The sequence below is a fragment of the Dactylosporangium sp. NPDC005555 genome (genome assembly GCF_040605635.1).
In the GTDB taxonomy this organism is placed as follows: domain Bacteria; phylum Actinomycetota; class Actinomycetes; order Mycobacteriales; family Micromonosporaceae; genus Dactylosporangium.
Map to the genome: position 1 here is coordinate 28,034 of NZ_JBEXDG010000034.1, position 26,196 is coordinate 54,229.

The window sequence follows — 26,196 nt, forward strand, 5'->3', positions numbered from 1 at the left end:
GTAGGGTCGCCCAGGTGCGCAACCGTCCGCAACAGCGAACGATCGGAGCAGCAGTGAGCGTCGAGGCCGCGACCGCCGGGATGAGTGGCCGGGCGGAGCCCGGGTTACCACCCGGCGCCCAGGTCCTGGTCCGCGACGAGCAGTGGCTGGTCCGCAAGACCACACTGACCCGGCACGACGGGTGGATGGTCGAGGTCACCGGCGTGTCGCCGTTCGTCCGCGGCACCGACGCCGTGTTCTACCAACGCCTCGACGACATCCGGGTGCTGGACCCGCGGCAGACGGTGCTTGTCGGTGACGACTCCCCGAACCACCGGCGGGCGCGGCTGTTCCTCGAAGCGGTGCTGCGCAAGACCGCACTCCCGCAGACCGAGCACGGGCTCGCCCTGGCCGACAGCTTCCTGATGGACCAGCAGACGCACCAGCTCCGCCCGGCCGAGCTGGCGCTGTCGATGCGCAACCTGCAGCCGCGGATCCTGATCGCGGACGTCGTCGGGCTCGGCAAGACACTCGAGATTGGCGTTCTACTCGCCGAGCTGATCCGGCGCGGGCGCGGTGAACGGATCCTTGTCGTCACCCCGCAGCATGTGCTGGAGCAGTTCCAGCGTGAATTGTGGACGAGGTTCGCGATCCCGTTGGTGCGGCTCGACTCGTCCGGTATCCAGCGGGTACAGCGGGAGATCCCGGCCGGCCGGAACCCGTTCGCGTACTTCAAACGGGTGATCATTTCGGTCGACACGCTCAAGAGCGACCTGTACGCGCACCACCTGGATCGCACCGACTGGGACGCGGTCGTCATCGACGAGTCGCACAACCTGCTCAACCGCGGCACCCGGAACAACGACCTGGCGAACCTGCTGGCCCGCCGCACGGACGCGCTGGTGCTCGCGTCGGCGACGCCCCACAACGGCAAGGCGTCGTCGTTCGCCGAGCTGATCGGGCTGCTGGACGAGGCCGCGATCGCGGACCCGGAGCAGTACGACGCAGGGAAGCTCGGTCACCTGTACATCCGGCGGACGAAGGCATCCGCCGAGGTGCGCGACGGTCTCAAAGGTGCCTGGGCCGACCGGGGACCGTCCCAGCCGATTCCCGTGCCTGCCACGGACGCCGAGGAAGCGGTCTTCGCCGAGCTGATCGAGCGGTGGATACCCGGCGACGACGCCGGCCCGTCCGTGAGCACGTCCCAGCTGGTGCCGTACCAACTGCTGAAGTCGTTCCTGTCCTCGCACCGTGCGCTGCTGGCCACGGTAACGACGAGGCTGCGGACCTTGACCACCTCCCTGGCGGAGAAGCCGGCCGACGGCACGGCACGCGAGGCCGAGCGGGCCGCGTTGCACACGTTACGGAGCCTCGCCGAGCGGATCGAGGACGACCGGGCCGCCAAGTTCCGTGCCCTGGTCGACCAGCTCCGGGAGCTCGGCGTCGGACCGGGGTCCGACACCCGGGTCGTCGTGTTCTCCGAACGGATCCCGACCCTGACGTGGCTGGCCACGCAGGTGCCCGCAGCGCTCGGGTTCCGCAGCGGCGCAACCCCGGACGAGCGGCGGCCGTGGCTGGCGTACGCGGGCGCCGTCCAGGTCATGCACGGCGACTCCACGACCGACGACGAGCAGCGTCGCATCATCGAACAGTTCGGGCTGCGCGACGACCCGGTGCGGCTGCTGTTCACCGGCGACGTGGCCTCCGAAGGCGTCAACCTGCACCAGCAGTGCCACCTGCTGATCCATTACGACCTGCCGTGGTCGCTGATCCGCATCGAGCAGCGCAACGGTCGCATCGACCGCTACGGCCAGGAGTTCCCGCCGCAGTTCCGGGCGCTGATCCTCACCTGCGACCTGCCGTGGCGCACCGACCCCGCCACCGGACAGCCGCGCACACTCGACGATCGGCTCGTCGGCGAGAAACTCCTCACCCGCGAGGCGGAAGCCCACAAGATCGAGGGCACCGCGGAGGCGGTCACCGGGCTGTACGGCGCCAAGAAAGAGGAGGACCGGCTCGTCCAGGACCTCATCGCCGGCAGGACCGTAGAGGAGTCGATCACGACGTCGCAGCAGGGCGGCGGCTTCCTCGCCGGGCTGCTCGGCCAGGTCGGCGCCGCCCCCGCACACGCCGACGTCGAACGGGCCGAGGTGCTGACCCTGTTCGACTCGACCCAGGACTACTTCGACGAGGCGTTACGGCAGGTGTGCCGGCCCAACCCCGAGGATCAACTGTCGCTGCGCCGCGACGACGACGGCACCATCGCGTTCGAACCACCACCGGACCTGCTCTACCGGCTGCGGTCATTGCCCCGCTCCTACCTGGACGAGCAGCGCATCCTGCCGACGAGCACCGAGCCGGGCCGGATGCGGGTGACGTTCTCCAAGCACCTCGCTGACACCCGGCTGCAGGCGGCCAGGGAGAGCTCCAAGACGCAATGGCCGAACGTCTCCTACCTCACCGACGTGCACCCGGTGCTGGAATGGCTCACCGACAAGGTCCTCGTCGAGATCGGCCGGCATCAGGCACCGGTGCTCGCCGCGACCGTCGACCAGCCGGTGTTCCTGCTGCAGGGCATCTACTCCAACGCACTCGGCCGGCCCACGATCGTGGAGTGGATAGCCGTCACCGGCCTGCCCGCCGACCCGGTCACCGTGTCGCTCAACCCGCAGCTGCTTGCACGCTACGGCCTCGGCCCCCGGATGCCGGGACGGGCCGTGCCGTATGGCCTACCCGAGCTCACGAAGCTGGTCCCGGCCGCCGTCGACGAGGCGCGACGGTACCTCGGCACCCGCGAGGACATCTACCGGCAGCGGGTCGAGGCCAAGCTCGCCCCGTACCGCGGCCGGGTCCAGCAATGGCAGCAGCAGGCGCTGATCGCCGGCCCGCGCCCCGACCGGCGCGGCATCGGCAGCACCGCCGACCGGCTGCTGCAGCTCGTCGCCGCCCTGGAGACCGCCGGCGAACCCATGCTGCGGGTGCTCGCCGTCCTGCAACCGCACATCGACACCACGGAGCCCGCAGGATGAGCGCCTACTTCGACTCGATCAGCAACCGCGGCGAGTACCTGGCGGCGCACTACTTCGCCGAACAACTCGGCAGCGACCTGAAGAAAGGCATCTTCGCCACCTGGGCGAGCCGGGAAACCGACGAACACGACCCACGCAAAACGCCGCGCGAGTCGATCCGCTCCCTGCGCGGCACCTACCTGCACGAGGACGTCCGCGGGTACCTCGCCGCGGCGGCACAGCTCGACGCCGACGACGCGGCACTGCGGATGTCCGCCTACGACGACCCGGAGTGGTGCAAGCGGCTCAGCGGATGGCACCAGGACGTCCTGCGGGCGCTCGGCTTCGACCCGGCGCCGACCGACCTCACCGTGCACCGCGCCGGCCGCGACCACACCGTCACCGTCGCCTTCCACGGCCACGACATCGTCGCCGTCGATTGCGGCTGGGTCGCCGACATGGACGCCGCCCTCGACCCCGATGGCGCGGACCGGCTGCTTGTGCCGCTTCGAGTCAGTGGGTCCGAGCAGTACGACACCGGCGCAGCGCTCGCATCGTGGCTGTTCCAGAGCGAACTCGGCGGCGCCGGCGGACCCAAACCACGGTTTGTGCTACTGATGCACGGCGGGGTGCTCATCCTCGCGGACCGGTACGCGTGGGCCGAGGGACGGTACCTGGCCGTGAACCTCGACACCGCCCTGGAACGCAACGACCGAGCCCAGTACGGCGAACTGTCCACCATCGCCGCCCTGTTCAGCCTCGACCTGCTGCGACCCGGCGACAACGACCTGGCGCCGGCGATCGACACACTGCTCAAGTCGTCCACCTCGAACGCGGTCGGCGTCGACTCGGACCTGCGGCACGGACTGCAACGCTCGGTGGAGATCATCGCCAACGAGGTCCTGCACCGCACGGCCGAACCCGGCAACGACATCACCCCCGCGCAGATCCCCAGCCCGCGGATGCCGTTCGCGCGGCGGCTGACCCGCGAGTCGCTGCGCTACCTGTACCGCATCCTGTTCCTGCTGTACGCCGAAGCCCGCCCCGAACTCGGCATCCTGCCCGCCGACGACGGCAGCTACGAAGCCGGCTACTCCATGGCCCGGCTCCGCGAACTGGTCGCCCGCGACGAGGAACTCGTCGAGGAGGAGGCGAAGCACGGCTTCCACCTGTTCTCCTCCCTCGACGTCCTGTTCAACAAGGTGAACTTCGGTCACCGCGCCTACGGCACCGAACCCGGCGACGACCAGCCCGGCGACGACGAACAGACCCGCGCCGAGAAGGCGGCCCGGCGCAGCGAGGACCTCGGACTGCGCTTCGAACCGCTGCGCAGCGAACTGTTCGAACCGACCGCTATCCAGCTCATCGGCACCGGCACCGTCGACCCGCGCAGCGACGAGGAGGAGTGGCCACGCTGGCTCGACCTGCGGCTGCGCAACGAGGCACTGCATGCGGTGCTGCGGCTGCTCACCATGAAGAAGGGCGCCCGTGGCGAACGCGGCGGGTTCATTTCGTACCGTAACCTCGGCATCAACCAGCTCGGCGCCGTCTACGAAGGGCTGATGTCCTACACCGGCATCATCGCCGACGAGGAACTGTGCGAGGTCGCCAAGGGCGGCGACCCGGAACAGGGCTCCTGGCTCATCCCGGCCCGGCGGCAGGACCAGTACCCCGACGGTGTCCTCGTCCAGCACGACGAGCACGACGCCCGCCGAGGTCTGCGCGGGGTCAAGAAGTACCCGAAGGGTTCCTTCGTCTACCGGCTCGCCGGCCGCGACCGGGAAACCTCCGCCTCGTACTACACACCCGAATCGCTGACCAAGGTGACCGTCGAACTGGCCCTCAAGGAACGCCTCGACCAGGACCGCGACGTCGACGGCAACGTCATCAGGACCCGCGCCGCCGAACTGCTGTCGTACAAGATATGCGAACCCGCGCTCGGCTCCGGCGCTTTCCTCAACGAGGCGATCAACCAGGTCGCGGAGGAGTACCTGCGCCGCCGCCAGGACGAACTCGGCCGCTCCATCCCCACGCCAGACCTGCTCACCGAGAAACAGCGGGCCAAGGCGTACATCGCGCTGCACAATGCCTACGGCGTCGACCTCAACTCCACCGGCGTCGAACTCGCCGAGGTCTCCCTGTGGCTCAACACCATGCACCCCGGCATGCGAGCCCCGTGGTTCGGCCTGCACCTGCGGCGCGGCAACTCTTTGATCGGTGCTCGCCGCGCCGTGTACGCAGGGGACGACGTCTCTTCACCGGCGAAGGAGTGGCTGAAGACCCGAGGCGGCCTCGCGCCGACCCCGCTGCCGTTCCACCGCAACGGCGCGCCGCAGCCGCTGCCGGACGAGGCGGTGCACCAGTTCCTGCTGCCGAGCCCGGGCTGGGCCGCGGTCGCCGGCAACACCGAGGCGAAGAAGCTCGCACCGGACGATGCGCGAAGCCTCGCCACGTGGAGAAAAGGCATCCTGCAGCGCCCCGCCCGCAGCAGCGCGCACCTCAACAAGGACGGCAGCCGCAAACTGCTGCCGAACCGACAGCCGAAACCCGAACTGCCGTCACAGTTCACCCGGCTCCGCGACGCCGCCCGGCGGGTCGAATACCTGTGGTCGCTGGTCATCAAACGCATGGAGATCTCGGAGCGTGAAGTCGCCCGGCACATCCAGGTCTGGGGTGCCGACGCGACCGACCCCGAATTCGACTTCCTGCACCGGCCGCAGCACGCGATCCCGAAGGAACAGGTCCTCCGCGACCTGTTCAACGCCGTCGACACCCCGTACTGGCGGCTGAAGCACATCATGGACGCTTGGTGCGCCCTGTGGTTCTGGCCCGTGAACGAGGCAGGGCTGCTGGACGGCACTGCCGCCGACTACACCACACCGGCACAGATCCTGGAGACGGAGAGCCTCGCCCGGCTCCTGGGCGGGGTGTCGGTCCCCGAAGTCGTCGAGGCCACGCCGGAACCGACGGCAGCTGCATCCGAAGCGCCCACGGTGTACTACCGGCCGGTCGCCCTGTTCCCGGTGGACGGCGAGCAGGGCTCGTTCGAAGATCTCGACTGGGGTGCCGGCGAGCACACCGCGATCCAGGAGAAGAAGCCACGCCCACCGGCTCCCAAGAAGACGCCGAAACGACCGTTGCTGCGCCCCGCCATCCCGCTCAAGGACCTCGACGACTGGCTCGACTTCCTCGAGGCCATGGTCGGCACGGATGACGCGCCGGGGACGTTCGTGGAGGGCTACGACAACCTCGACGACATGAAGAAGCTCGAAGGTATCCTGCCGGAGTTCATGGGCATGGACACCGCCGATCCGGAGAGCCGCTTCCCATGGCTGCGGGTCGTGCGCGACATCGCCGACCGGCACGGCTTCCTGCATTGGGAGCTGGAGTTCGCCTCCACGTTCGCCGAACGGGGTGGCTTCGACCTGCAGGTCGGCAACCCGCCGTGGGTCCGGCCACGCTGGGACGAGGCGGCTGTCCTCGCCGAGCACGAGCCGTGGTTCGAACTGGAGGAGCGGGCGTCCGAGACCGACAAGGACCAGCGACGCCGAGAGCTCCTCGACCGTGCGCGGGTCGGGCGGTACGTCCTGGAGGAGCTGACCACGACGAGCGGCCAGGTCGCCTTCCTCAGCTCGCCGGTGGTGTACCCGCTCCTGGCCGGCACCCAGCCGGATCTGTATCGAGCGTTCATGTGCCAGATCTGGGCACACACCGCAGCGTCGGGCACAGCAGGGATGCTGCATCCGGACACGCACTTCGTCGGTGAGAAGGAAGGCGCCCTCCGCGAGGCCGCATACCAGAGGCTGCGGACCCACGGCGACTTCGTCAACTCCGGGCAGCGGTTCTTTCCGGAGCCGGTTGGTCATACCGCGCACTTCGGCGTGCACATCTACGGCCGGCCGAAAGAGATCAGTTTCGACCATTTGTCCTGGCTGGTGTCCGCGGACGCATTGCGGCTGTCGAGCACCCACGACGGTTCAGGCGAGATCCCCGGCATCCGATACCGCAACAAGGAGTTCGACGAACGCCCCCACCGGACCCGGGTCGTCACTGTCAACGAAGAGATCCTCGCCGTGTGGCGTCGGCTGCTGGACGAGGAGGACCAGCCGATCACCCGGGCCCGGCTGCTCTTCCCGGTCAGCACCGGAGAAGCGGCCGCGATCGAAGCGTTGGCACAGTACCCCACCCGGCTCGCCGCCCTCGGCCCGCAGATTTCGGCCGGCTTCCATGAGTCAGGTGCGAAGAAGGACAGACTCATCGAGTACAACCGGACCGAGCCCGCGACGGGTCTGCTGTACCAGCCGGAGCGCTGGAGCGAGGTCGTGCTGAAGGGTGTCCAGCTGAGCACCGCCACGCCGGTGTTCAAACGGCACGACGCGAACAGCAACGACCCCTACGGCTACGACCTCGTCGACCTCGACCCGGACTTCGTGCCCGACACCGAGTACGTCCAGGCCGCCGGACGTGAACGCGAATTCCGTTCGGCCCAGGACCGCTGGATCGACCACGCCGAACTCGCACGCCTGCGATCCGAGTCGGCCGCCGATGACGCGAGCCTCGTCGAGGCGGCCCGCCGCCCATATGTCGACTTCTATCGCGTTGCCTGGCGCCGCCAAATCGCCCCGAACACCGAACGCTCGTTGTACTCTGCGCTGGTTCCGCTTGGCCCTAGTCACATCCATGCGGTCCACAGCATGGCTCTGGCCGACAACCGGCTGACGGTGCTAGTGGCAGGTTTCTGGGCGTCCATTCCTCTCGACTATTACCTCCGCACAACCGGCCGCAGCGATCTCCAGGTTGCAGGAGCGAAGGCGATGCCCGCCCCTGTGCATCTTCATCCTCTGGCGTCCGCTCTGCTGCTTCGGACGTTGCGGCTGAACTGCCTGACCACTGCGTACAACGACCTGTGGGCGGAGCTGTACGAGCCGGCGTGGGCCGCGACGGAGCGGTGGGCGTGCGACTGGCCCGGCCTGCAACCGCTGGACGGAGCCGGCCCGACCTGGGAGCGGGACACGCCGTTGCGCACGGAGCGGGCCCGCCGTTCCGCACTGGTCGAGATCGACGCGCTCGTCGCGGTCTGGCTCGGGATGAGCGCCGACGCGCTCATCGCCGCCTACCGCGGCAGGTTCCCGGTACTGCAGAAGTACGAGGCGGTCACCTGGTTCGACGCCGGCGGCTGGAAGCTCGCCGGGAACGCCCGAACGGCTGGGCAGCGGCAGACCAAGACGACGTGGACGCAGTTCGAGGCGTACCAGGAGGACCGGAAACGGCACACCCCGGAGGGCCTCGCACCGCCGGACGGGTACACGCCGCCGTTCCACAAGGCGGACCGCGAGCAGGAGATGCGCGCGGCGCATGCCGTGTTCCAGAAGCGCCTCGACGCCGCGATCACCAGCGGTGCGTGGGATCCGGTGACCCGCGGGACGGAGGCGTCATGAGGCCGACGCTGCAGGCGCGGGCGCTGAAGGAGAGCCTGCTGCAGTACCTGTCCACGACGTACGCCCTCGCCGACGAGGGTGCCCGCGAGGCATTGCACCGGTTCCTCGGTGATGAGACGCAGGGCATGTTCCGCGGCCCGTTCCTGCGCATCCGGACCCCGTTCACGCTCGCCGGTCCGGACTGGCAGCAGCATCTGGAGTGGCGCCGGGACGGGTGGACGCCGTACGCGCACCAGGCCGCCGCGTTCGCCCGGCTGACGTCGGCGAACGGCCACGTACCCCAGCCGACGCTGGTGACGACGGGCACCGGTTCGGGCAAGACGGAGTCGTTCCTGTACCCGGTGCTCGACCACTGCCGCCGCGAACGCCTCGCCGGGAAGTCGGGGGTGAAGGCGCTGTTCCTGTACCCGATGAACGCCCTCGCCACCGACCAGGCGGAGCGGATCAACAAGCTGCTGCTCGGCAGCGACACCGACCTGGGCAGGGTGACAGCCGGGCTGTACATCGGCGACAAGGCGGCGTTCCCGTTCGAGCGGGTCCGCACCCGCCGCTCCGACATGCAACTCTCCCCGCCGGACATCCTGATCACGAACTACAAGATGCTCGACCTGCTGTTGCAGCGGACCGAGGACGCGCCGCTCTGGGAGGACGCCGACATCCGGTACGTCGTCGTCGACGAGTTCCACACGTACGACGGCGCGCAGGGCACGGACGTGGCGATGCTGCTGCGCCGGCTCGCCGCAGCGGTCGGTGCGAGCGAGCCTGGCAAGCCGCTGGGCCGGATGTGTCCGGTCGCCACGTCGGCGACCCTCGCCTCTGCCACCGACGAGTCCGGGATCGCGGCCCTGCTGACGGTGGCCACGGAGGTCTTCGGCACCGAGTTCACCGTCGACGCGATCGTCGGGGAGGATCGGCTGGCGGTCGACGACTTCATCCCCATGGCATCGGTCCAGCCGATGCCGCAGCCGTCCCCGGACGAGATCCTCGCCCTGCCGGATCCGGGATCCGGAGACGAGGCCCTGCTGGATCTCATCGAGGCCGTGACCGAAGTCCGGGACCTCGACCCATACCTGCTGGGCGCGAACCTCAAGCGGCACCTGTTCACCAGGGCGGTGATGATCGCACTCGGCGGGGAGGTGAAGACCGCCGCCGAGGTGCTCGACATCATGTGGCGGGCCGGCGCCGCCAACTGGTCGTCGGCAATCACCCGGCAGCCGGAGAAGGCGGCAGAGGCCCTCGCCCGGTTCCTGGCGCTGCTCTCGCACGCCCGGGACCCGGACTCGAAACCCGGGGAGCCGCGCCCGTTCGTGCACCTTGAGGTCCACCAGTGGGCGCGGGCGGTGACCCGGCTGCTGCGCGGTGTCCTGCCCTGGCCGAAGGCGGCCTTCCGGTGGGACGTCCCGGGCACGACCGACCCGGGCGACGGTGATCATCTCGTGCCGGCGACCACGGCCACCGCGGGGCAGGCGGCGAACCTGTTCCTGCCGGCGGTCTACTGCCGCGACTGCGGCCGGTCCGGCTGGGCGGTGTTCTCCCCGGAGAGCGACGACCAGGACGTGCAGTTCGACAGCCACAAGATCCGGCGAGCGTCGACGGGCCAGGACAAGGCACGGGTCCGGTACCTGGTCGCCGCGACCGACCGTGAGGCCAAGGAAGGCTCGGGTGCCGGCCTCGTGCCAGCGAGCGCCCGGCCGAAGAATGGCTCGGCGGCCGCGCAGAGCCTCGGTGGGACGCTGATGGTGCTGGACGCGGTCCATCAGCGGCTGCGGTTGCCCGACCCCGTCGGCGACTACGACCGCGAGAGCAGGGAACCGCTGCTGACCGCTCGCGACTCGGCGTTCGTCCTGGTCAACACCGGCCCGACCGGGAACACGGCGGCTAAGGAGGACTGGTGCCCCGCGTGCGGGGAACGCAACGCGATCCGGTTCCTCGGCACCGGCGCGGCGGCGATGGCGTCGGCGGCGATCACCCAGCTGTTCACCGGCGGTGAACTCGACCAGACGCTGCACGAGAACAAGACGTTGATGTTCAACGACTCGGTGCAGGACGCTGCGCACCGGGCCGGGTTCGTCGCCAACCGATCGTACACGTTCTCCCTGCGGGCGCTGCTGGCGACCCGCCTGCGGCAGGACAGCGCTACGGCCCTCAACGACCTGATCGCCGACGTGATCGATGCGACCGCCGACGGTTCGACCCTCGCTGCCGTGGTACCACCGGACCTGCACAGCTTCAAGGGGGTCGACCGGCTGCTGTCCGGCCGCAGCCGTGGCGGGGACCGGGCTACTTGGACGCTGATCGGTCAGCGGCTGGCGTTCGAGACCCTGATGGAGTTCGGCTTCCGGTCCCGCAACGGCCGGACCCTGGAGCTGACCCGGACCGCCGCCGCGCACGTCCGGATCGCCGACCCGGCCGGCGTCGCGGCGCTCGTACGGAACCTGCACCTCGACCTCGACCGGCCCGACCTCGGGATCGTGGCGCAGGACGACGCCCGCTACCTCGCGTTCCTGCGGATCTTCCTGGAGCGGCTGCGGAGCCGGGGCGCGGTCGCGCACGACTGGCTGCGCAAGTACATCGACGAGGCAGGGACCAGCCGGTACTTCATCTGGGGGCAACGCGAACCGGGCATGCGCGCGTTCCCGACCCGCGTGGCCGCACCGGTGTTCCTGCTTGCCCAGCCGAAGGCGACCAGCGACTTCGACGTCGCCGGCGGGCGGCTGTCCTGGTACGAACGTTGGCTGGGCCGGTGCCTCGGCGTGCCGCGTGAGGTCGCCCCCGAGTTCTGGGGGCGGCTCCTGCCCGAGCTGACGTCGGCGGGACTGCTGGCGGTACGGACACCCAACGACTCCTCGGCCCGCGTGTACGGTCTGCGTCCCGGCAACGTCGAGGCGCTGCTGCTCGACGACACCGAGGTCCGGTCCGCGTTCGTGCGCTGCCCCGTGTGTTTCTGGGAGCAGACCGTGCACCCGTCGCTGCTGGACCAGTGGCGGGAGCAGCCCTGCCCGGCGTACCGGTGCCGAACCGGCCGCCTCGTCGCCGGTGATCAGCCGGAAGGGCTCGGACGGCACCAGCGGGACCGTGACTACACCCGCGACTACTACCGGCGCCTGTACCGGGAGGCGGGCACCTACCAGGTGATCACCGCCGAGCACACGGGGATGCTCACCCGCCCGCAGCGCGAACGGGTCGAACGCGCCTTCAAACTCGGTGACGGATTCAAGGCCCCGAACGTGCTGTCGTGCACACCCACGCTGGAGATGGGCATCGACATCGGCGACCTGTCGGCGGTCGTCCTCGCGGCGCTGCCACGGCGACCCGCGAACTACGCGCAGCAGACTGGCCGGGCCGGCCGGCGCACCGGTAACGCGTTCCTGCTGACGATCCCGGACCGGCGCCGCCGTGACCTGTACTTCCTGGACCGGCCGAGGGACCTCATCGCCGGCACGATCGTGCCGCCCGGCTGCTACCTGTCCGCGGTGGAGATCCTGCGTCGGCAGTACCTCGCCCACCTGCTGGATCTGGCCGCGGCGGGCCGTCTCATCCGGGCCGACGGCGCGCCGTTGCGTCCGCTGCCGCACCGCGCGCCGGCACTGTTCGGCCCGTCCGGCTACCTCACCGACCTTGTGCAACTGGCGACCGTACAGGGCGAGACGCTCGTCGACGCCTTCCTCGCGCTGTTCCCGGCCGGCGTGACCGACGACGCCAAAGCAGACCTCAAGGCGTACGCGACACGCGGGTTGCGGTCCGCGGTCGAGGAGGCCGAGGCCGAATGGCGCCGATCTGAGCAGGCGCTCCGGGCCCGGCTCAAGATGATTGACGAGGCACACGGCGAGCTGCACGACACAGACCCCGAGCAGTTACGACAGAAGGGTGAACTGGACGCCGAACGCCGCAACGTCGGCAAGCGGCTGCTCCAGCTCGGTGACACCCCGGCGCAGAACGCGTTGTGCGACCTGGGGCTGCTGCCGAACTACGCCCTCATCGGCGTGGCGACGACCCTGGCCGCCACGGTGTACGGCGAGGAGGGCGCCGACCCGAAGACCGGCCGGATGGTGTTCAGCTCCACGACCGTCGGCTACCAACGGCCGCGTCGGTACGCCCTGGAGGAGCTCGCGCCCGGAAACACCTTCTACGTCAACGGGTACCGGCACGAGATCACCGGCCTGGAGGTCGCGACCGACGGCCGGAAGGACTGGTACGACTGGCGCATCTGCCCAGGATGCGGCTACGTGCGGACCGACGACGCGGTCAATGACCGGTCGGCGTGCCCACGTTGCCGCAGCCTGCACATCGCCGACGACGGCTCCTGCCTGTTCCAGGTGGTGGAGCCGGTCACGGTGACCTCCCGCGACAAGCGCGAGGACGCCCGCATCCGCGACGACAAGGACGAACGAGACCGGCGCTTCTACACGGTCATCGACGCGGTCGACTTCCCGCAGGACGCCATCGCACCCGGCTCGTGGCGGCACAAACACCAGACCCTCGGCGTCGACTACTGCCGCCGCGCCATGATCCGCCGTATCAACGTCGGACCAGCTCGGTTCGACGCGCAGGCCCGGGACGAGTTCGCCGGGCACACGGTGCGGCTCAACCCGTTCCACGTCTGCACCGGCTGCGGCGCCGCGACCGCCGACGGCAAGCCGGTCTTCGACCACGACACCGACGCGCTGAACTCGTCCGAAGCCCGCAACCCGGCGTTGAAGCACCACCGGCCGTGGTGCCCGCTGCGCCGCGGCAAACGAGACGGCGTCACCCAGGAACCGGTGCTGCTGGCCCACCAGCTGCAGACCGAGGCGCTGCGCATCCTGCTGCCGGCGGTGAGTGCCGACGTCGACGCGCGGGTCCACTCGTTCCGGGCCGCCCTGCGGATGGGTGTGGACCTGCACTTCGGCGGCGACCCCCAGCATCTGGACACCACCGTCGCGTCGATGCCGGACCAGGACAGCGGGGAACGCCGCTGGTTCCTCGTACTGTTCGACGAACTGCCCGGCGGCACCGGCTACCTCGACCGACTGACCAAGCCCGACGCGTTCCGGGACACACTCCTCGCGGCGTACGAGGCGCTGCGGACCTGCCCGTGCGCCGAGGAGCAACGTCGCGCCTGCCATCGATGCCTGCACCGGTACACCCCGGAACTGCAGCAGGACCTGGTCTCCCGCCGGGCCGCGATCGAGATGCTCGAGTCGCTGCTGTTCACCAAGGACGGCGCCGACGGCTGGGAGACCACCGAGATCGCGCACACCGGCCTGGTCGGCCTGGACCGTCAGGTCGAGTCAGACCTCGAGGCGCGGTTCCTGACGGCGCTGCGGGACTGGGCGGGAGTCACCGAAGACGCGGTTCTGGACGAGGACCGCAACGCCAGCGGCCACCTCCGGTTCACCGGCGGCACCGACGTCGTCCACTGGCGGCTCACCGCCCAGCAACAGCTGGAACGCACCCGGACCGACTTCACGTTCACCCGCGTCGACGGGCCGCCGCACAGCGTGAAGGTGTACCTGGAGGGGTTCCGCTTCCACGCCAGCCTCGCCTACAACAGGATCGCTACCGATGCCAGCCGGCGTACCATGCTGCGCGCCGACGGCCACACCGTCTTCCAGATCAACTGGCACGACATCGACCTGTTCGAGCAGCGGCGCACCGAGGCGCGACCGGTCTGGCCGCCCTACGCCGGCGCGGCGCAGGAGAGTGCGAAGCGTGCGTATGAGCTGTCCGGCGGACAACGCGGCCAATTCGCCGGCGCCGTCTTCGCCAACCCGATCGCCACGTTGATCGCCTACCTGCGGGATCCGGACGCCGCCAGTTGGGCACGCCGTGCACAGACACTCGTCACCGGCCTGCTTTCCGCCCCGGGCGTGGCACCGGTCCTGTCCACGGACCGGCGGAGCGAGCTGATCGACGGGCTCCGCCGCGAGCTGGGCCGCTTCGCCCCCGGTGGCCGGCCTGACCCTATGGACCATCCACCTGTCGCCCAAGGTGGACAGGTACATGTTTTCAGGGCGAAGGACGCCGCCGGACTGCCTGTCGTTGTCGCGCTCGACGCTGCCAACCTCGAACGGCCGCGGTGGAGCGCTCTGGCCGTCCTCGACGACAGCGACGCCGCCCTGCGTCAGGACGAGCACCGCGACCGCTGGCGGGCATGGCTGTACTGGACGAACATCACCCAGTTCCTCTCGTTCGCCGGCGGCGACGGGGTGCAGCTGGCCGCCAGTCACGCGGCAGGCTTCGACGTCGAGGTGCTCGCGGTCTGCGGCGGCGCCGGCCAGTTGGACTCGCTCAACGGAGCCCGCCCACCGGCCGGCGAGGCAATCGTCGTGGCGACGCCGCCCAGGACACCGTCCTCTGGGCGGGACATCGGCTGGGACGACGAGATCCTGGTCTTCCTGCGCGAGGAGCCGGACGACGACCCGGAGCTGCTGCTCCTTTCCGAACTCCTGGCCGACCGGGGCAAACAGGCACCGGTGTTCGGCTATGAACTCGGCAGCAGCCGCTGGCTCGCGGACCTCGGCTGGGACGGCAGGGACGTCAAAGTCGCCGTCGTCAGCCGCCGGCACACCACACCCTCCGATGAAGAGCGGCGCCGAGACGAGGCGTTCACCGCCGCCGGATGGACGGTGCGGACCGCCGCGGAGTGGCTGGAGCGCATCGACGAACTCATCTCCCGACTCCCCGACCTGGAAGGCCGCACCTGATGACCGCTCGGCTCAGCCTGTACCGCAAGGCCGAACAGGAGCTGTACAAGCTCGACCGCGCGGTGAAGGCCCAGTTCTACGACTTCAGCCACATGTTCCGGGCGAACCCCGACCAGCCTGGCCTGGATCTGAAGAAGCTCAAGGGCGACTCCCGTATCTACCGGGCGAAGATCAACCAGTCGTACCGTGCGCTGCTCACCCCCGTCGGTGTCGACCCGGACGACACCCAGCACTGGCTGGTCATCGCGGTCCGGCACCGCAAGGACGTCTACGACGAGCTCCAGGTCGCCGTCAACCGGGTCACCGGCGAGATCGAGTTCGTCGACCTCGCCGTCGTCGGCAGCAGCGCCCTGCGCCGCGCCGGCATCACCCTCACTCCGACAGAGCCCGAAACGGTCACCCCGCCGGCGGTTGAGCCGATCGAACCCGCGCCCGCCATCGAACCACCACTCCTCACCGGGTACGACGCCGACCAGCTGCGCGACCTCGGCGTTGCCGAACAGCTCATCGACCTGGTCCTCGCAGTCACCAGCGACGCCGAACTCGACGAGGTCCTCGACGGTGCGCCGATGCTGTCCAAGGACGTCATCTACGGCCTCGCGTCGGGTATGGGCATCGATGAGGTCCGTCAAGAGGTCACGGCACCCGTCCGGCTCGACGAGGATCTGGACCTGACGGACTTCGCCACCGCGGTGACCCGTACCAAAGTCACCACCGTCGACAAGAACGTCCAGGCCGTCATTGACGAAGGCGACTTCCGCGCCTGGAAGGTCTACCTCCACCCGACGCAGGAGCGCCTCGCCAGTCACCACAACAAGGGCCCGGTGCGCATCTCTGGCGGACCGGGCACCGGCAAGACCATTGTCGCGCTGCACCGCGTCAACCACCTGGCGCGGCAACTGCCACCTGGCACCGACAAACCCGTTCTGCTCACCACCTTCACCATGAACCTGGCCGCAGATCTTCGGCTGAGGCTCGCCTCCCTCATTGACCCCGACCTGATGGCCCGCGTCGACGTCACCCACATCGACCAGCTGGCCGCGCGGGTCGTCGGCGAGAACACCGCACAGCGACACCGCAAGCAGCGCGTCACCGACCAGGTCGCCCTCACCGAACTCCGGCAACTGCTGGCCGAGCTCGACGAGCAACGCTGGGACGCTGAATTCCTGCTGGACGAGTGGGAACAGGTGATCCTCGGACAGTCCGTCCCGAGCCGCGCCGACTACTTCCAGGTCCGGCGCGCAGGCCGCGGACGCTCGATCACCCGACTCGAACGCAGCCAGGTGTGGAAGCTCATCGAGCAGTTCACCGCAAGGCTCGACAAGCTCGGCGTCGAGACCTGGGGGCAAGCCGCCGAACGCGCCGCCCGCTACGAGATGGACCGCGCCGCCGCTGTCGAGGCCCGCCGCGCAGGTGGGACAGCGGATGGGGACAGCTCAGGGTCCCGGCACCTGGGCTACCGGTATCAGCATGTGGTTGTCGACGAGGCACAGGATCTACGCGCAGCGCACTGGAAGATGCTGCGTGCCATGGTCGACCCGACCCAGCCGAACGACATGTTCATCGCGGGTGACACCCACCAGCGCATCTACGACCACCAGGTCGCCCTCGGTGCTCTCGGGATCAACATTCGCGGCCGACGCTCGACGCGCCTGACCCTGAGCTACCGTACGACCCGTGAGATCCTCGCGCGGGCGCTCCTCGTGGCCGACGACAAGGACGTCACCTACGACGACCTCAACGACGGCACCGACGACCTCGCCGGCTACCGCTCCATCCTGCACGGCCCGGCACCGACGCTCACCGGCTACACCAGCTGGGACGAGGAACTCGCGGCGCTGGCGTCGACCCTGCGTGCCTGGCGGGAGGAGATCGCTGGCGACGGCGGAGCAACGCGCCGCGACCCGACCGGTCATATCGCAGTCTGTGTCACGGACCGGGAGCGCGTGGGCCAGGTCATCGCCTTCCTGACGTCCTCGGACATCACGTGCGCCGAGCTCACCAAGGACGGCCCGAGCGGGGACGGCGAGATCCAGGTGGGCACGATGCACCGCTTCAAGGGCCTCGAATACCAGAAGCTAGCCATTGTGGGCGTGAGTCAGGGTGCGATTCCGAGAGCCGGGATCGAACGGTACCGCCACGACGACCCGACCCGCTACGAGCGCGAACAGCGCAAGGCCCGATCACTGCTCTTCGTCGCAGTGACCCGCGCCAGGGACGGCCTTGCCGTCAGCTGGCACGGCAGCCCCAGCCAAATCATCGCAGGGATCGCGGCATCAACCGGACAGTGACGCGGCGACATCCACTCCTGTGCATCGTTGACCCCTTGGGAGAACGACCAGTGGCCTTCCGGACGCTGCCGGCGTGCTGTGAAGGCGAGCTGGCGGAACTTCTGCGTGGGCCAGACAGATCATCAAGTCGTCACCGGCGACGGAAACTTATCGGCGCCCAATGCACCGGATACACGCCTCGCCTTCTGGCCGAGTGCGGACCGGGCATTCGCCGCAGGACGCACAGACGTATCGGTTTGGTACGGTTCGAGCCCAGCAGGGGGACGCGAGGGCATCCCGCCCGAAGATGCGCTCGACCCAACCGATGCCGGTGACTTCTGGATTCGGCACGTCGCGGGTGGGCTCAAGGATCGGAATCCGCTGCTGGCACCTGCCGCACCTCTCGTGCCCCCATCTGAGATTGCAGGATCGGCACGTGAGCGAGAAGACGTCTGCTGATCGAGTTACCTGTTCTGGGCCCGCCACTGTGCCGCAAACAGGGCAGCGCAGCACGAGTCGCAATTGCGCCTCCGCCGTCTCAAATGCTTTACGAAGCTGCGCGATCTCTCCTGCGACGTCCCGCACCCAACCCGGAGCCCTCGTGCGCCGCGAGAGCGCGTCGAGGACGCCGTCCAGTCTCGCTCGTTCGACAGCCGAGAGGGGGCGGCGCAATCTGATGTCATCGAGGCCTGGACGATGGAAGAGTGACGGCAGATTGGCTTCGGCCAGCTTGGACGTCTCGATGTGGTCGATTAAGCGGCGGGGGAGCCCTCCGTGGGGCGATCGGATTTCAGGTGGATAGGAACCAAGGGCCGGCTGCAGAGCGGCGATCGAGACGGCTCGTGCCACACGCTCAAGGCTTGTGGTCTCCAGCGGCGAAACTGGCACGCCGACGAGCGTCGCGCGACGGTTCTGACCGTCAGGGCCACTGGAAAGGACGGGAAGCGAAAGGTCAGATACCTGCTGACGTAGGTGCTCCGATGACGCAAGGTAAACAACAACTGTGGAATCCGCGCTGGTGCTCGGCAAGCTCTGCCATCGTTCCCGGATTTCCGCTTCATCTGCGTCGGGGGAGATGAGGTCGAGTAGGGGAACGAACCTCGTCTGGACACCGGCAGACTCGACAATCGTGACGCCCGTGTGCTCTCGGTGGACGGTCACCTGCCCCCACGGTCCGTCGAGGGTGGTGGGCCGACCGGGGCTGGGTGCCTGGTCGGCTCTTGGGTTGCAGGCGAGGTCGTGGAGTGATCGTGCGATGAGGCCCATCACGTAGTCGTCGAAAAGGCGGTGACGGGCGCCAAGCCGTTCTCGTCGGGTGTCGTTCGACTCGCGGTTGGTCTCTGGCCGCTCGTACTCTCGCCACACGATCCCCGCCGCGTGGTAGTGCCGGTCGTTGTCGGTGACATTGGTGCGCCGCAACGCGCGATGCCCGGTACGCCGCCCGCGGAGGAGGGTTGCGAGTTCGCTGCCACATAGGGCCTGGACGCGGGTGAGCAACTCCTCCAGCGCACGCAACGTCTGTGCGGCCTGCCCGCTGGCGTGACTCGCGTTGGTCGCCTCGGCGCCCCAGAACCTGTAGAGGCGCTCCAGCCGCAGGCGCGTGCCTTCGTGCCGAGCGCGTTCGAGGTCTGCGAGGTCCTGCCTCAGACGGCGGAGAAGGTTGATCCGGTTGCGGAGGTCGCCATCGAGGATCGGGTGAATCAGTTCCACGACCATTCGGTTCTCGTACAGGTCGGCGTCTTCGATCCGAGTGACAGCCAATGCGCGGCGGGGGATCGGGCCGGCCAGGGTGCGAGCAGCCCAGTCCTCGGTGTGCCCCGCCAAGCGATCGATCGCCCGGCGAGCGGGACGTTTGACGCGTGCGACGGGCAAGAGTTCCGCCCGTTCGCCAAGACGCGTGACGAATCGACTGCATACGCGCGCGATCGAGCCGATGTGCTGCCTCAGCACCTGCTCTCGTGGCTGCAGTCGGAGGGTGTCGTCGTCATGGCCCGCAAGTAGCCGGCACATCGCCGATGCGGTCCATGTGCCTGACGCACGGGCGTCCGTCAACGCATTCTCAAGCGTCGCGAGCGCGTCGAGGTCGTCGGAGGTGATGTCGTCACGGCTGCGGGCACCGGCCGCCGCCGGCGTGGTGTCGAGGACATGGTGGCCGGCGTCGTACCACCTCCCTGTCCACCCTTCGCCGGGCGGACCCGCAGCGCCTGACACGCGGTCGACGGCACCTGTCATGAGCCGAATCCGCCTCGAAGCCGTTCCGCTTCCTTTCGGACCTTGTCAATCGTCTTGGTCGGCGAGTTGACCGGATCGAAGCGCCGCCACTCTTGGTCTATGCGATCTGCGAGGGTGTCGAGCCTGTCCGGCTGGACGCCGAATCGATCCTCCAGTTTCCTCACCAGTTTGGTAGCGACGACGTGGTCGAGCGCCTCAGCAGGCGTGCCGCCGGAGGCGACGACGACGGGAAGGAAGCGGTCGAGCTGCCGTTCGAGCCGGTTGCCCCACCCGACTCCGAAGTCTGAAAAGAAGCTGCGGAGACTGCCGTCCAGCAGGGTCTTCGCCCTGTCCACCTCGACCTTGTGAGTGTCGACGGCCTCGTTGAAGAGGTCGACGAGTTCGGCGAAGGAGACTGGGCCGGCCTCGGTTCGGTGCGAGCACTGGAAGGGCTGATGGCGCGAGGGCAGTTCCTGCACGTGTGCCCGGTCGTAGGTCTTGTCGGCGAACGCCACCGTCGTCTCGTCGTGGTTGGCCGTACCGATGAACCAGACGTTTGGCGGCAGGGGGAGTCGATTGCCGTCGAACTCACGAGGCAAGTGGTCCAGCGGGCTCGTCAGGAGATCAAGGGATCCCGATCGATTGACCGAGTTCTCGAGGACCGAGAGCATCGTTCCGAAGTACTGCTCGGGATGCGCGAGGTTCATCTCGTCGAGGACTATCACCATTGGGCGGTCGGCGTTGGCTGGGAGGAGCGCCCGGTAGAGCGCCTTGGTGAACTCGCTCTCCGCGAAGCGCTTCTCGAAGGCGTTGTAGTACCCGAAGAGGTCGTCCTTGTCCCGCCAGCCGGCCTGAACCTCCACGATTTCGACGGCGTCGCCGCCGCCCAGCACCTTGAAGAATTCCCGCGGCAGGCTCGTCTTCCCGGTCCCGGAGATTCCCTGCAGCAGGTGAAGCCTGTTCGATGCCAGACCGGCGAGGAACAGGCGGACGTCGGACTCGGTGAAGTAGAAGTCAGCCGCAGCCGCCATCTCGTGCCGGAGATCCTCTGCGAGCTCCGCCAGGGAGTCCGGTCGGCGCAGGGGACGCCCATCTTGAAGATCCGGGTCGCGGTCGAATGCGGAGCATGCGGGGAACGGATCATCGGAGCCGACCTTTGTCTGCAGTTCCTCCCACTCCGTGCGCTGTTGCTTGATCGACTGCCGTAACGTCTCGTTCTGAGCGGTGAGCGCGTCCCGCTGATCCCTCAAGACTTCAAGTTCTCCGACGTTGATGAGCTGGTAGCGCAGCTGCCGGTCGAGTTGGTCGCGCTCTCGCCTGAGCGCTTCCGCCTCCACCTGCGCTTCCTCGGTGCGGGCGGCGCGTGAGCGCAGTTCGTCGATCTCGCTGGCTGGTGGGCGGCGGGAGAGTTCGTCGAGCAGCCTCTGATTATGTTCGGCGAGTTCGTCGATGCGTGCGTTTGCGGTTCGTGGGTCGCCGCCGTAACGGGCGAGTATCGTCCGAAGCTCGGCGCGGTCACGCTCGAGAGATTCACGTCGGCCGCGTTCAAGTTCATAGGTGGCCTGGGCGATTTCGAGTTTCTCCTGAACGGCCATTACCGCCATGCCGATCCGGCTCTCAAGCTGCTGGGTCAGCATTGATTGCTTCGCTTCGGTCAGGTCCAGGTCAGCCTCCAGTCTTGCCTCGCGCTCGGCGAGTGTGCGCTCCCTGGAGTACAGGTCAGTGCGTTCTTTCGACAGGGCATCGACTTGGTCATGGAGCGTGGTCTGCGCCTCTTCACCAATCTGGCGTGCCTGAGTTCGCGCTTCCGCAAGGATCTTCTGAGCTTCGGTGCTGGCCCGTTCCTCGAGCGCCGACATCTGCTCCAGCAGGTCGGCGTGCTTCCTTCTGAGGTTGTCCAGCGCGTCACGGTTCTCCTCGGCAAAGCCTTCCCGTGCGGAGAGGCGAGCTTTTTCGAGGTCTGCCTCCTGCTGAGCGAGTTGTGCGTCCATGGCGGCAGCGAGTTCTTCACGCTCGGCCAACGCCCGCGCCCGTTCGGCGAGCCCGGCGCGTTCCTCGTCGGCTGCCTTCTGTGCAGCCTCCGCGCGGGCGCGCGCCTTCTTCCACGCATCCTCATGGTTCCTGACGTTGAGCCACACGTTTCGAAGCTGTGTCGCGTTGAGTGCCTCGTCGTTCCGCGCGATCTGCTCAGCCTCGGCCAGCAGGTCGGCAGGCGGCGCCTCGGCGGCGGCGAGGCCGTGCTCGATGTTGTCGAGTTTCGCCTTTTCGTCGCCTGTGCGGTTCCTACTCTGTTTGGCCGACACCGGCTACCTCCTGGCTGTTCTGCAGTTGCGCGCAAAGGTCGATGACGTCTTGGGCAAGCTGTTCGAGGGAGACTTGAACGCTGTGTCGAGCGGCCTGCACCCAACGAGCGGTGACGTCCGCGAGGGCGCGGAGCCACTCTGCGTCGATCTCAATGAAGGCTGGTTCGCTGACAAGCTTGAGGACCACCTCCTCGACGCTGCCGATTTCGGCGCGGATGAGGGCGTTCGCATCTTCGCTGGACAGGCCTAGCTTCTCGATCAATCGAGCCTTTCCCGCCTCATCGGCCGAGGCCTCGAACGAGTCGCGGTGCGCGGTGTACCAGCGCTGGTCGCAGGCTCGGCGTAACGCGAACTCTGCGCGGCTGATCAGGTGGTCCCTGTCGGGGCGACTGATGCGCCAATCCGCGAGTGCTTCATGAAGTTCATCAATGGCTGCCGCCAGCGGTGTTCGTCGCTGACGTCCCGGCTGGTCCGTCGCCGGGACGTTCTGCAGCCAGCGCCGAGCCTGCTGGTTCTGGGCGCAAAACCTGCTCAGCGCCTGGGTGAGTCCGACATGTGGGGTACCGAGCGACGTCATCACAGCGACGTCGGAGGTTGTACGCAACAAAGGGCTCATGACCAGGCATCGCTCCGCGTCGCTCACGAGCACCGTTCGTCGGTTGGGGTCCTTGGAGGCACTGCTGAAGCGCGCGAGGTCGATGCTGGTTGGCTCTCTCGGCTCGGATGCCTCGGTGTCGAGCACCAAGCAGTGAATCAACACTGGGCGGCCCGCGGTTCCAGCCACGTGGGTCCCCACGAACTTTCGCTCATAACGCACATTCATCTGCGGTGCGTCAGTCGCGGGTTCCGGCCAGAGTTCACCGGTCGCCAGATCCCGATAGACCCAGGTGACGGATGACTTTCCGGTACGAACCTGTCCGCCTGCCGAGCGCTCGAGTCTGTCGGTGAGGATCCGGGCCTGCAGATGCCGGACGAGGTCGACAGGGATCTGCAGCAAGTCGCTGATCCGTTCGTTGGACGTCTCGCCCGCCATGCGAAGCTGGATCACGGTTTCGAGCAGGATATCGCCGGGGATCGGTGTGAGCTGCTCGACGACGACGCGCCAGCGGGCTGCGGGGGTGAGGACCGTATGCCGCGTCGAGCGTCCCGAACGAGAGCGTTCGGACAGTGCGTAGACAGGCATTTCACGCAGGTCGACGGAAGCCATGCTCGCCCCCCGTCAGTTTGAAGAACGAGTGGAGTGCGGGTACCGCCTCACGCGCAGCGTCGGCGCTGTACATGCCGGCATCGCCAACGGCGACGAGAAGCCTGCGCTGGCGGCTCATGGCGACGCAAAGACGGTTCGGCAGGACGAGGAAGCCGAATTGCGGTCTCTGCCGCGACCCGGTTCGCCTGGACCGCGTCGTGGAGAGGTAGACGACATCGAACTCGCGCCCCTGGAACGCGTCGACGGTCCCGATCCTGACACGTGGCAGTCCGCGTGAGGACCACAGCGCTGGGTGCGACGAGTTCAAGGTGTCGTCCTTGCCCGCGAGGCCGGCTTCGCGCATCTCCCGCCAGATCGCGGCCTCCTGCCCCTTGTAGAACGTCACGACGCCGAAGCTGAGGTTGGCGCTCTCTTCGAGCGCCTCCTTGAGCTCCCTTACGATGACGGCCGCCTCGGCGGGTCGGCTGAAGCTGCTTCGTGAACGGATCTCGGAGCCTGACTCCGGTGGCACGTCGAGCCATCCGCACGCCGCACCCGAATACTTCGAGAGTCCGTGCGCGAACCGTGCCTCGTCGGAGAATCCGTTCGTGACGTGCTCGCCGTGCGGGGCGTAGAACTGCCGGTTGATGAACGTGCCGAGCACCGGGTGCATGCGGTACTGACGGTCGAGCGTTATGACTCGCTTCTGCCCGTCCCGGCGTTCTGCCTCCTGCAGCTTGGTGAACAGGCGCTCGAACAACGACCTGCTCAGTACGCTCCTGACGACGGCGGAGTCATGACGGGCTGAGATCTTCGGCTCGATCGTCTCGTCCAGCAGTTGCGGCAGCTGACGATGGTCGCCGACGAGAATCGCACGGCCACTGGCGAGGGCGAGTGGGATCATGAGGTCGAGGGGGTTAGCGCGTGCTGCCTCATCGACGATGACCGTGTCAAAGGGGACTGACTGCACGTCGCGCATAGAGCCAGAGACGGACTGCTGGCAGGTTGCAGCGAGCGCACGCGTGTGGGCCATGATCGAGCCCTGGACGGCGGCAGGTTGCCGCTCAACGACGTCTCGGAACCCGGCAACGATCCGATCGATCGAGGTGACCTGCAGGTCGACCTGCCGTTGCGCTTCGATTCGGGCGCGCTGAAGGATCGCGTCCACCTCGGGGAAGCGCGAGACGAAGCCGGCCCGGGCGCGACTGTCCAGCACTCGGTCAATGACGCTGTCGCGGATGGCTGCCATGGACTTGGTTGCGGCATCGACGTCGAGGTTCCCGCGCGCGGTGGCCTCGAGGCTCCTGCGTTGCTCGCCGTCGAGGATGCTGTAGAACGATTCCGTCTTGAAGGCGGCATGAGCAGTGTCTGGACCATCATCCTCGTGCCCGGCGGCGGTGGTCCGAAGTCTCCTGGCGAGGACAAGGATCCGCTCCTGGTTCATGCGTGCGCCAGCCGCATCAAGCTCGTAGGAAAGTCGCCGTGCCGCTCTGCGGGCATCGACAGCGACTCCAGCGCCCACAAGATCGACATGTCTTTCGATCCAGCTGAGAAGTTCGACGGTCTCCGTGACGTTCGGGTTGACATTGAGGTAGTAGTCGGTCCGGTCCGTGAGCTGGCGCTGGGAACGAAGTAGCTCGCTGGCATGGGACGCGGTATGTCTGCGCTCGAGCCGTTGGATGAGGTCGTGTGTCCACGCAGTGAGGTGCGACTGGTCCTCTCGGCCGTCGTGGCGACCAAGTTTTACCGGAGGGAGGGTCCCGTCGTCCGCGGCTTGGACGAGGTTCGCGACCGCGTCGTGCTGGTAGCTCGTGAGCAGGACTCGGCGAGCGAGGGCGGACTCGCCGCGGTTGATCTCCGCGAGTCTCGCTTGGATGGCGGCGATGACGCGGGTCTTGCCCGTGCCAGGAGGGCCCTGGATCAGGGCGAGGTCCTGCGAGTTGATTGCCACGTCGATGGCTTGTAGTTGTGCGGTAGTTGGCTGGCCGCCGAGGATCTCTCGAACCCGTGCGGACATTGGCGGGTGCAGGCGACGACGGCCGACCGGGATGGGGGGCTTGTCGCCAAGGACCGTCGCCAGCTGGCGTACAGGCACGGTCGCGGCTCCGGCTATTGCCTCCCGGGCCCTGTTCCGGCGTTCGATCCGGACCTTGTCAAGTGTGAAGGCGCCTGCCACGTGCCCGCTCTGGGGAAGTTCGGCGTGGCCGTCGTCCGCGGATGGGGATATGACGATCGTCCCCTGCGGCGTGACGCGGCCCAGACCGATGATCACTTTCGCCGCGGATCGGGCTCCGGCGTCGACGGTCTCGTCGAAGGCGACCTTGGCACCGGCTTCGAGCCCGACGGTCTCGGAGCCGATCCGATCACGCAGGGCGTCCGAGCGCTGATGCACACGCAACTCGAATTCCCAGGATCCGTCGGCGCGACGGGCTACACGGTCATATGGCGCCCAGCCGATATCCCGTGCGGCGGCCGCAGCCGCGTCCCGTTCGAGTTGGTTGTACTCGTCCCAGATCGCCAGGTAGGCGTTGTTCTCCTCTGCGAGCTGGCGCAACTCCTGCTGCTGGGCCACCGAGAGAGGCGCTGAGCGCGAGACATCTGTGAAGCGGACAGCCCCTCGGACGAGGAGGAGCCGGCGCTCGTCGGGTGGCCGGTCGCGAACAATTCGAGACGCGACGAGCCGGTCATCAAGGCGTTTGACATCCAACGCGAACCCGGCACCGACAAGACGGAATGCTTCGTTCGTGTCGTCGCGGGTTCCGGAGGTCGCTACCACCACGGCCAACGGCTCGGGGCCATCGAGGCACATCGTCTCCGTGAGCCAGCTGATGACGTCAATGGAGCGCTTCCCGCTGAGCGATGGGTTGATCGTCGATGCCGCCTCGACGGTCAGGTCGTCGACCCCGATGTCCCGTGGCTCGGCCCAGTGTTGGACGCCGTCGAAGGTGAGGACTCGCAGGACCACGTCCGTGCCTGGTCGGAGCAGCTCGACGACGTACGCACCCGCGGATGCCACAGTCTGCAGCCACTCCAGGTCGTTCTGCTCGGGCGGATCGCAAATCCATGAGTTCCCGTCTGCTGTCAACAGGACTCCCGGGCCGGAGAAGGACAAGCG

8 protein-coding genes are annotated in these 26,196 nt (G+C 68.0%); 4 read left to right on the forward strand and 4 right to left on the reverse strand.

All coding sequences use genetic code 11. The features are described 5' to 3' along the window. The first annotated feature begins 53 nt into the window (after positions 1 to 53). From ABZS58_RS31715 to ABZS58_RS31730, 4 genes are read left to right on the forward strand one after another with little or no spacing between them, the layout of a single operon-like run. On the forward strand, positions 54 to 3,008 hold the full coding sequence (locus tag ABZS58_RS31715) for a DEAD/DEAH box helicase (RefSeq protein ID WP_354786914.1): 2,955 nt from the start codon (positions 54 to 56) through the stop codon (positions 3,006 to 3,008). Next, positions 3,005 to 8,425: a class I SAM-dependent DNA methyltransferase gene (locus tag ABZS58_RS31720; RefSeq protein ID WP_354786915.1), complete on the forward strand. Its 5,421-nt coding sequence runs from the start codon at positions 3,005 to 3,007 to the stop codon at positions 8,423 to 8,425. The genes ABZS58_RS31715 and ABZS58_RS31720 overlap by 4 nt, the downstream gene beginning before the upstream one ends. After that, positions 8,422 to 15,111 carry a DEAD/DEAH box helicase gene (locus tag ABZS58_RS31725; RefSeq protein ID WP_354786916.1) on the forward strand — a complete coding sequence of 2,230 codons (6,690 nt, stop codon included), beginning with the start codon at positions 8,422 to 8,424 and terminating at the stop codon, positions 15,109 to 15,111. Before ABZS58_RS31720 ends, ABZS58_RS31725 begins: the two co-directional genes overlap by 4 nt. Continuing rightward, complete coding sequence (locus ABZS58_RS31730) at positions 15,111 to 17,402, forward strand: UvrD-helicase domain-containing protein (protein WP_354786917.1); 2,292 nt, start codon at positions 15,111 to 15,113, stop codon at positions 17,400 to 17,402. Before ABZS58_RS31725 ends, ABZS58_RS31730 begins: the two co-directional genes overlap by 1 nt. A gap of 147 nt (positions 17,403 to 17,549) precedes the next feature. On the opposite strand, the gene ABZS58_RS31735 is transcribed toward ABZS58_RS31730, so the two are convergent. From ABZS58_RS31735 to ABZS58_RS31750, 4 genes are read right to left on the reverse strand one after another with little or no spacing between them, the layout of a single operon-like run. Continuing rightward, positions 17,550 to 19,613 carry a hypothetical protein gene (locus tag ABZS58_RS31735; protein WP_354786918.1) on the reverse strand — a complete coding sequence of 688 codons (2,064 nt, stop codon included), beginning with the start codon at positions 19,611 to 19,613 and terminating at the stop codon, positions 17,550 to 17,552. Further along, entirely contained in the window at positions 19,610 to 21,895 is a 2,286-nt protein-coding gene (locus ABZS58_RS31740; RefSeq protein ID WP_354786919.1) for an AAA family ATPase, read from the reverse strand. The genes ABZS58_RS31735 and ABZS58_RS31740 overlap by 4 nt, the downstream gene beginning before the upstream one ends. Next, a complete protein-coding gene (locus ABZS58_RS31745) occupies positions 21,876 to 23,102 on the reverse strand; it encodes a hypothetical protein (RefSeq protein WP_354786920.1) in 1,227 nt (408 codons plus the stop codon). The genes ABZS58_RS31740 and ABZS58_RS31745 overlap by 20 nt, the downstream gene beginning before the upstream one ends. Continuing rightward, positions 23,080 to 26,166 (reverse strand): AAA domain-containing protein, encoded by a 3,087-nt coding sequence (locus ABZS58_RS31750; RefSeq protein ID WP_354786921.1) that lies wholly within the window; start codon positions 26,164 to 26,166, stop codon positions 23,080 to 23,082. The genes ABZS58_RS31745 and ABZS58_RS31750 overlap by 23 nt, the downstream gene beginning before the upstream one ends. Positions 26,167 to 26,196: the final 30 nt, after the last annotated feature.

Coding starts and splice junctions, on each gene's coding strand:
- ABZS58_RS31725 (WP_354786916.1), top strand. CDS start 8,422: ATGAGGCCGACGCTGCAGGCGCGGGCGCTGAAGGAGAGCCTGCTGCAG.
- ABZS58_RS31745 (WP_354786920.1), bottom strand. CDS start 23,102: ATGGCTTCCGTCGACCTGCGTGAAATGCCTGTCTACGCACTGTCCGAA.
- ABZS58_RS31730 (WP_354786917.1), top strand. CDS start 15,111: ATGACCGCTCGGCTCAGCCTGTACCGCAAGGCCGAACAGGAGCTGTAC.
- ABZS58_RS31735 (WP_354786918.1), bottom strand. CDS start 19,613: ATGACAGGTGCCGTCGACCGCGTGTCAGGCGCTGCGGGTCCGCCCGGC.
- ABZS58_RS31720 (WP_354786915.1), top strand. CDS start 3,005: ATGAGCGCCTACTTCGACTCGATCAGCAACCGCGGCGAGTACCTGGCG.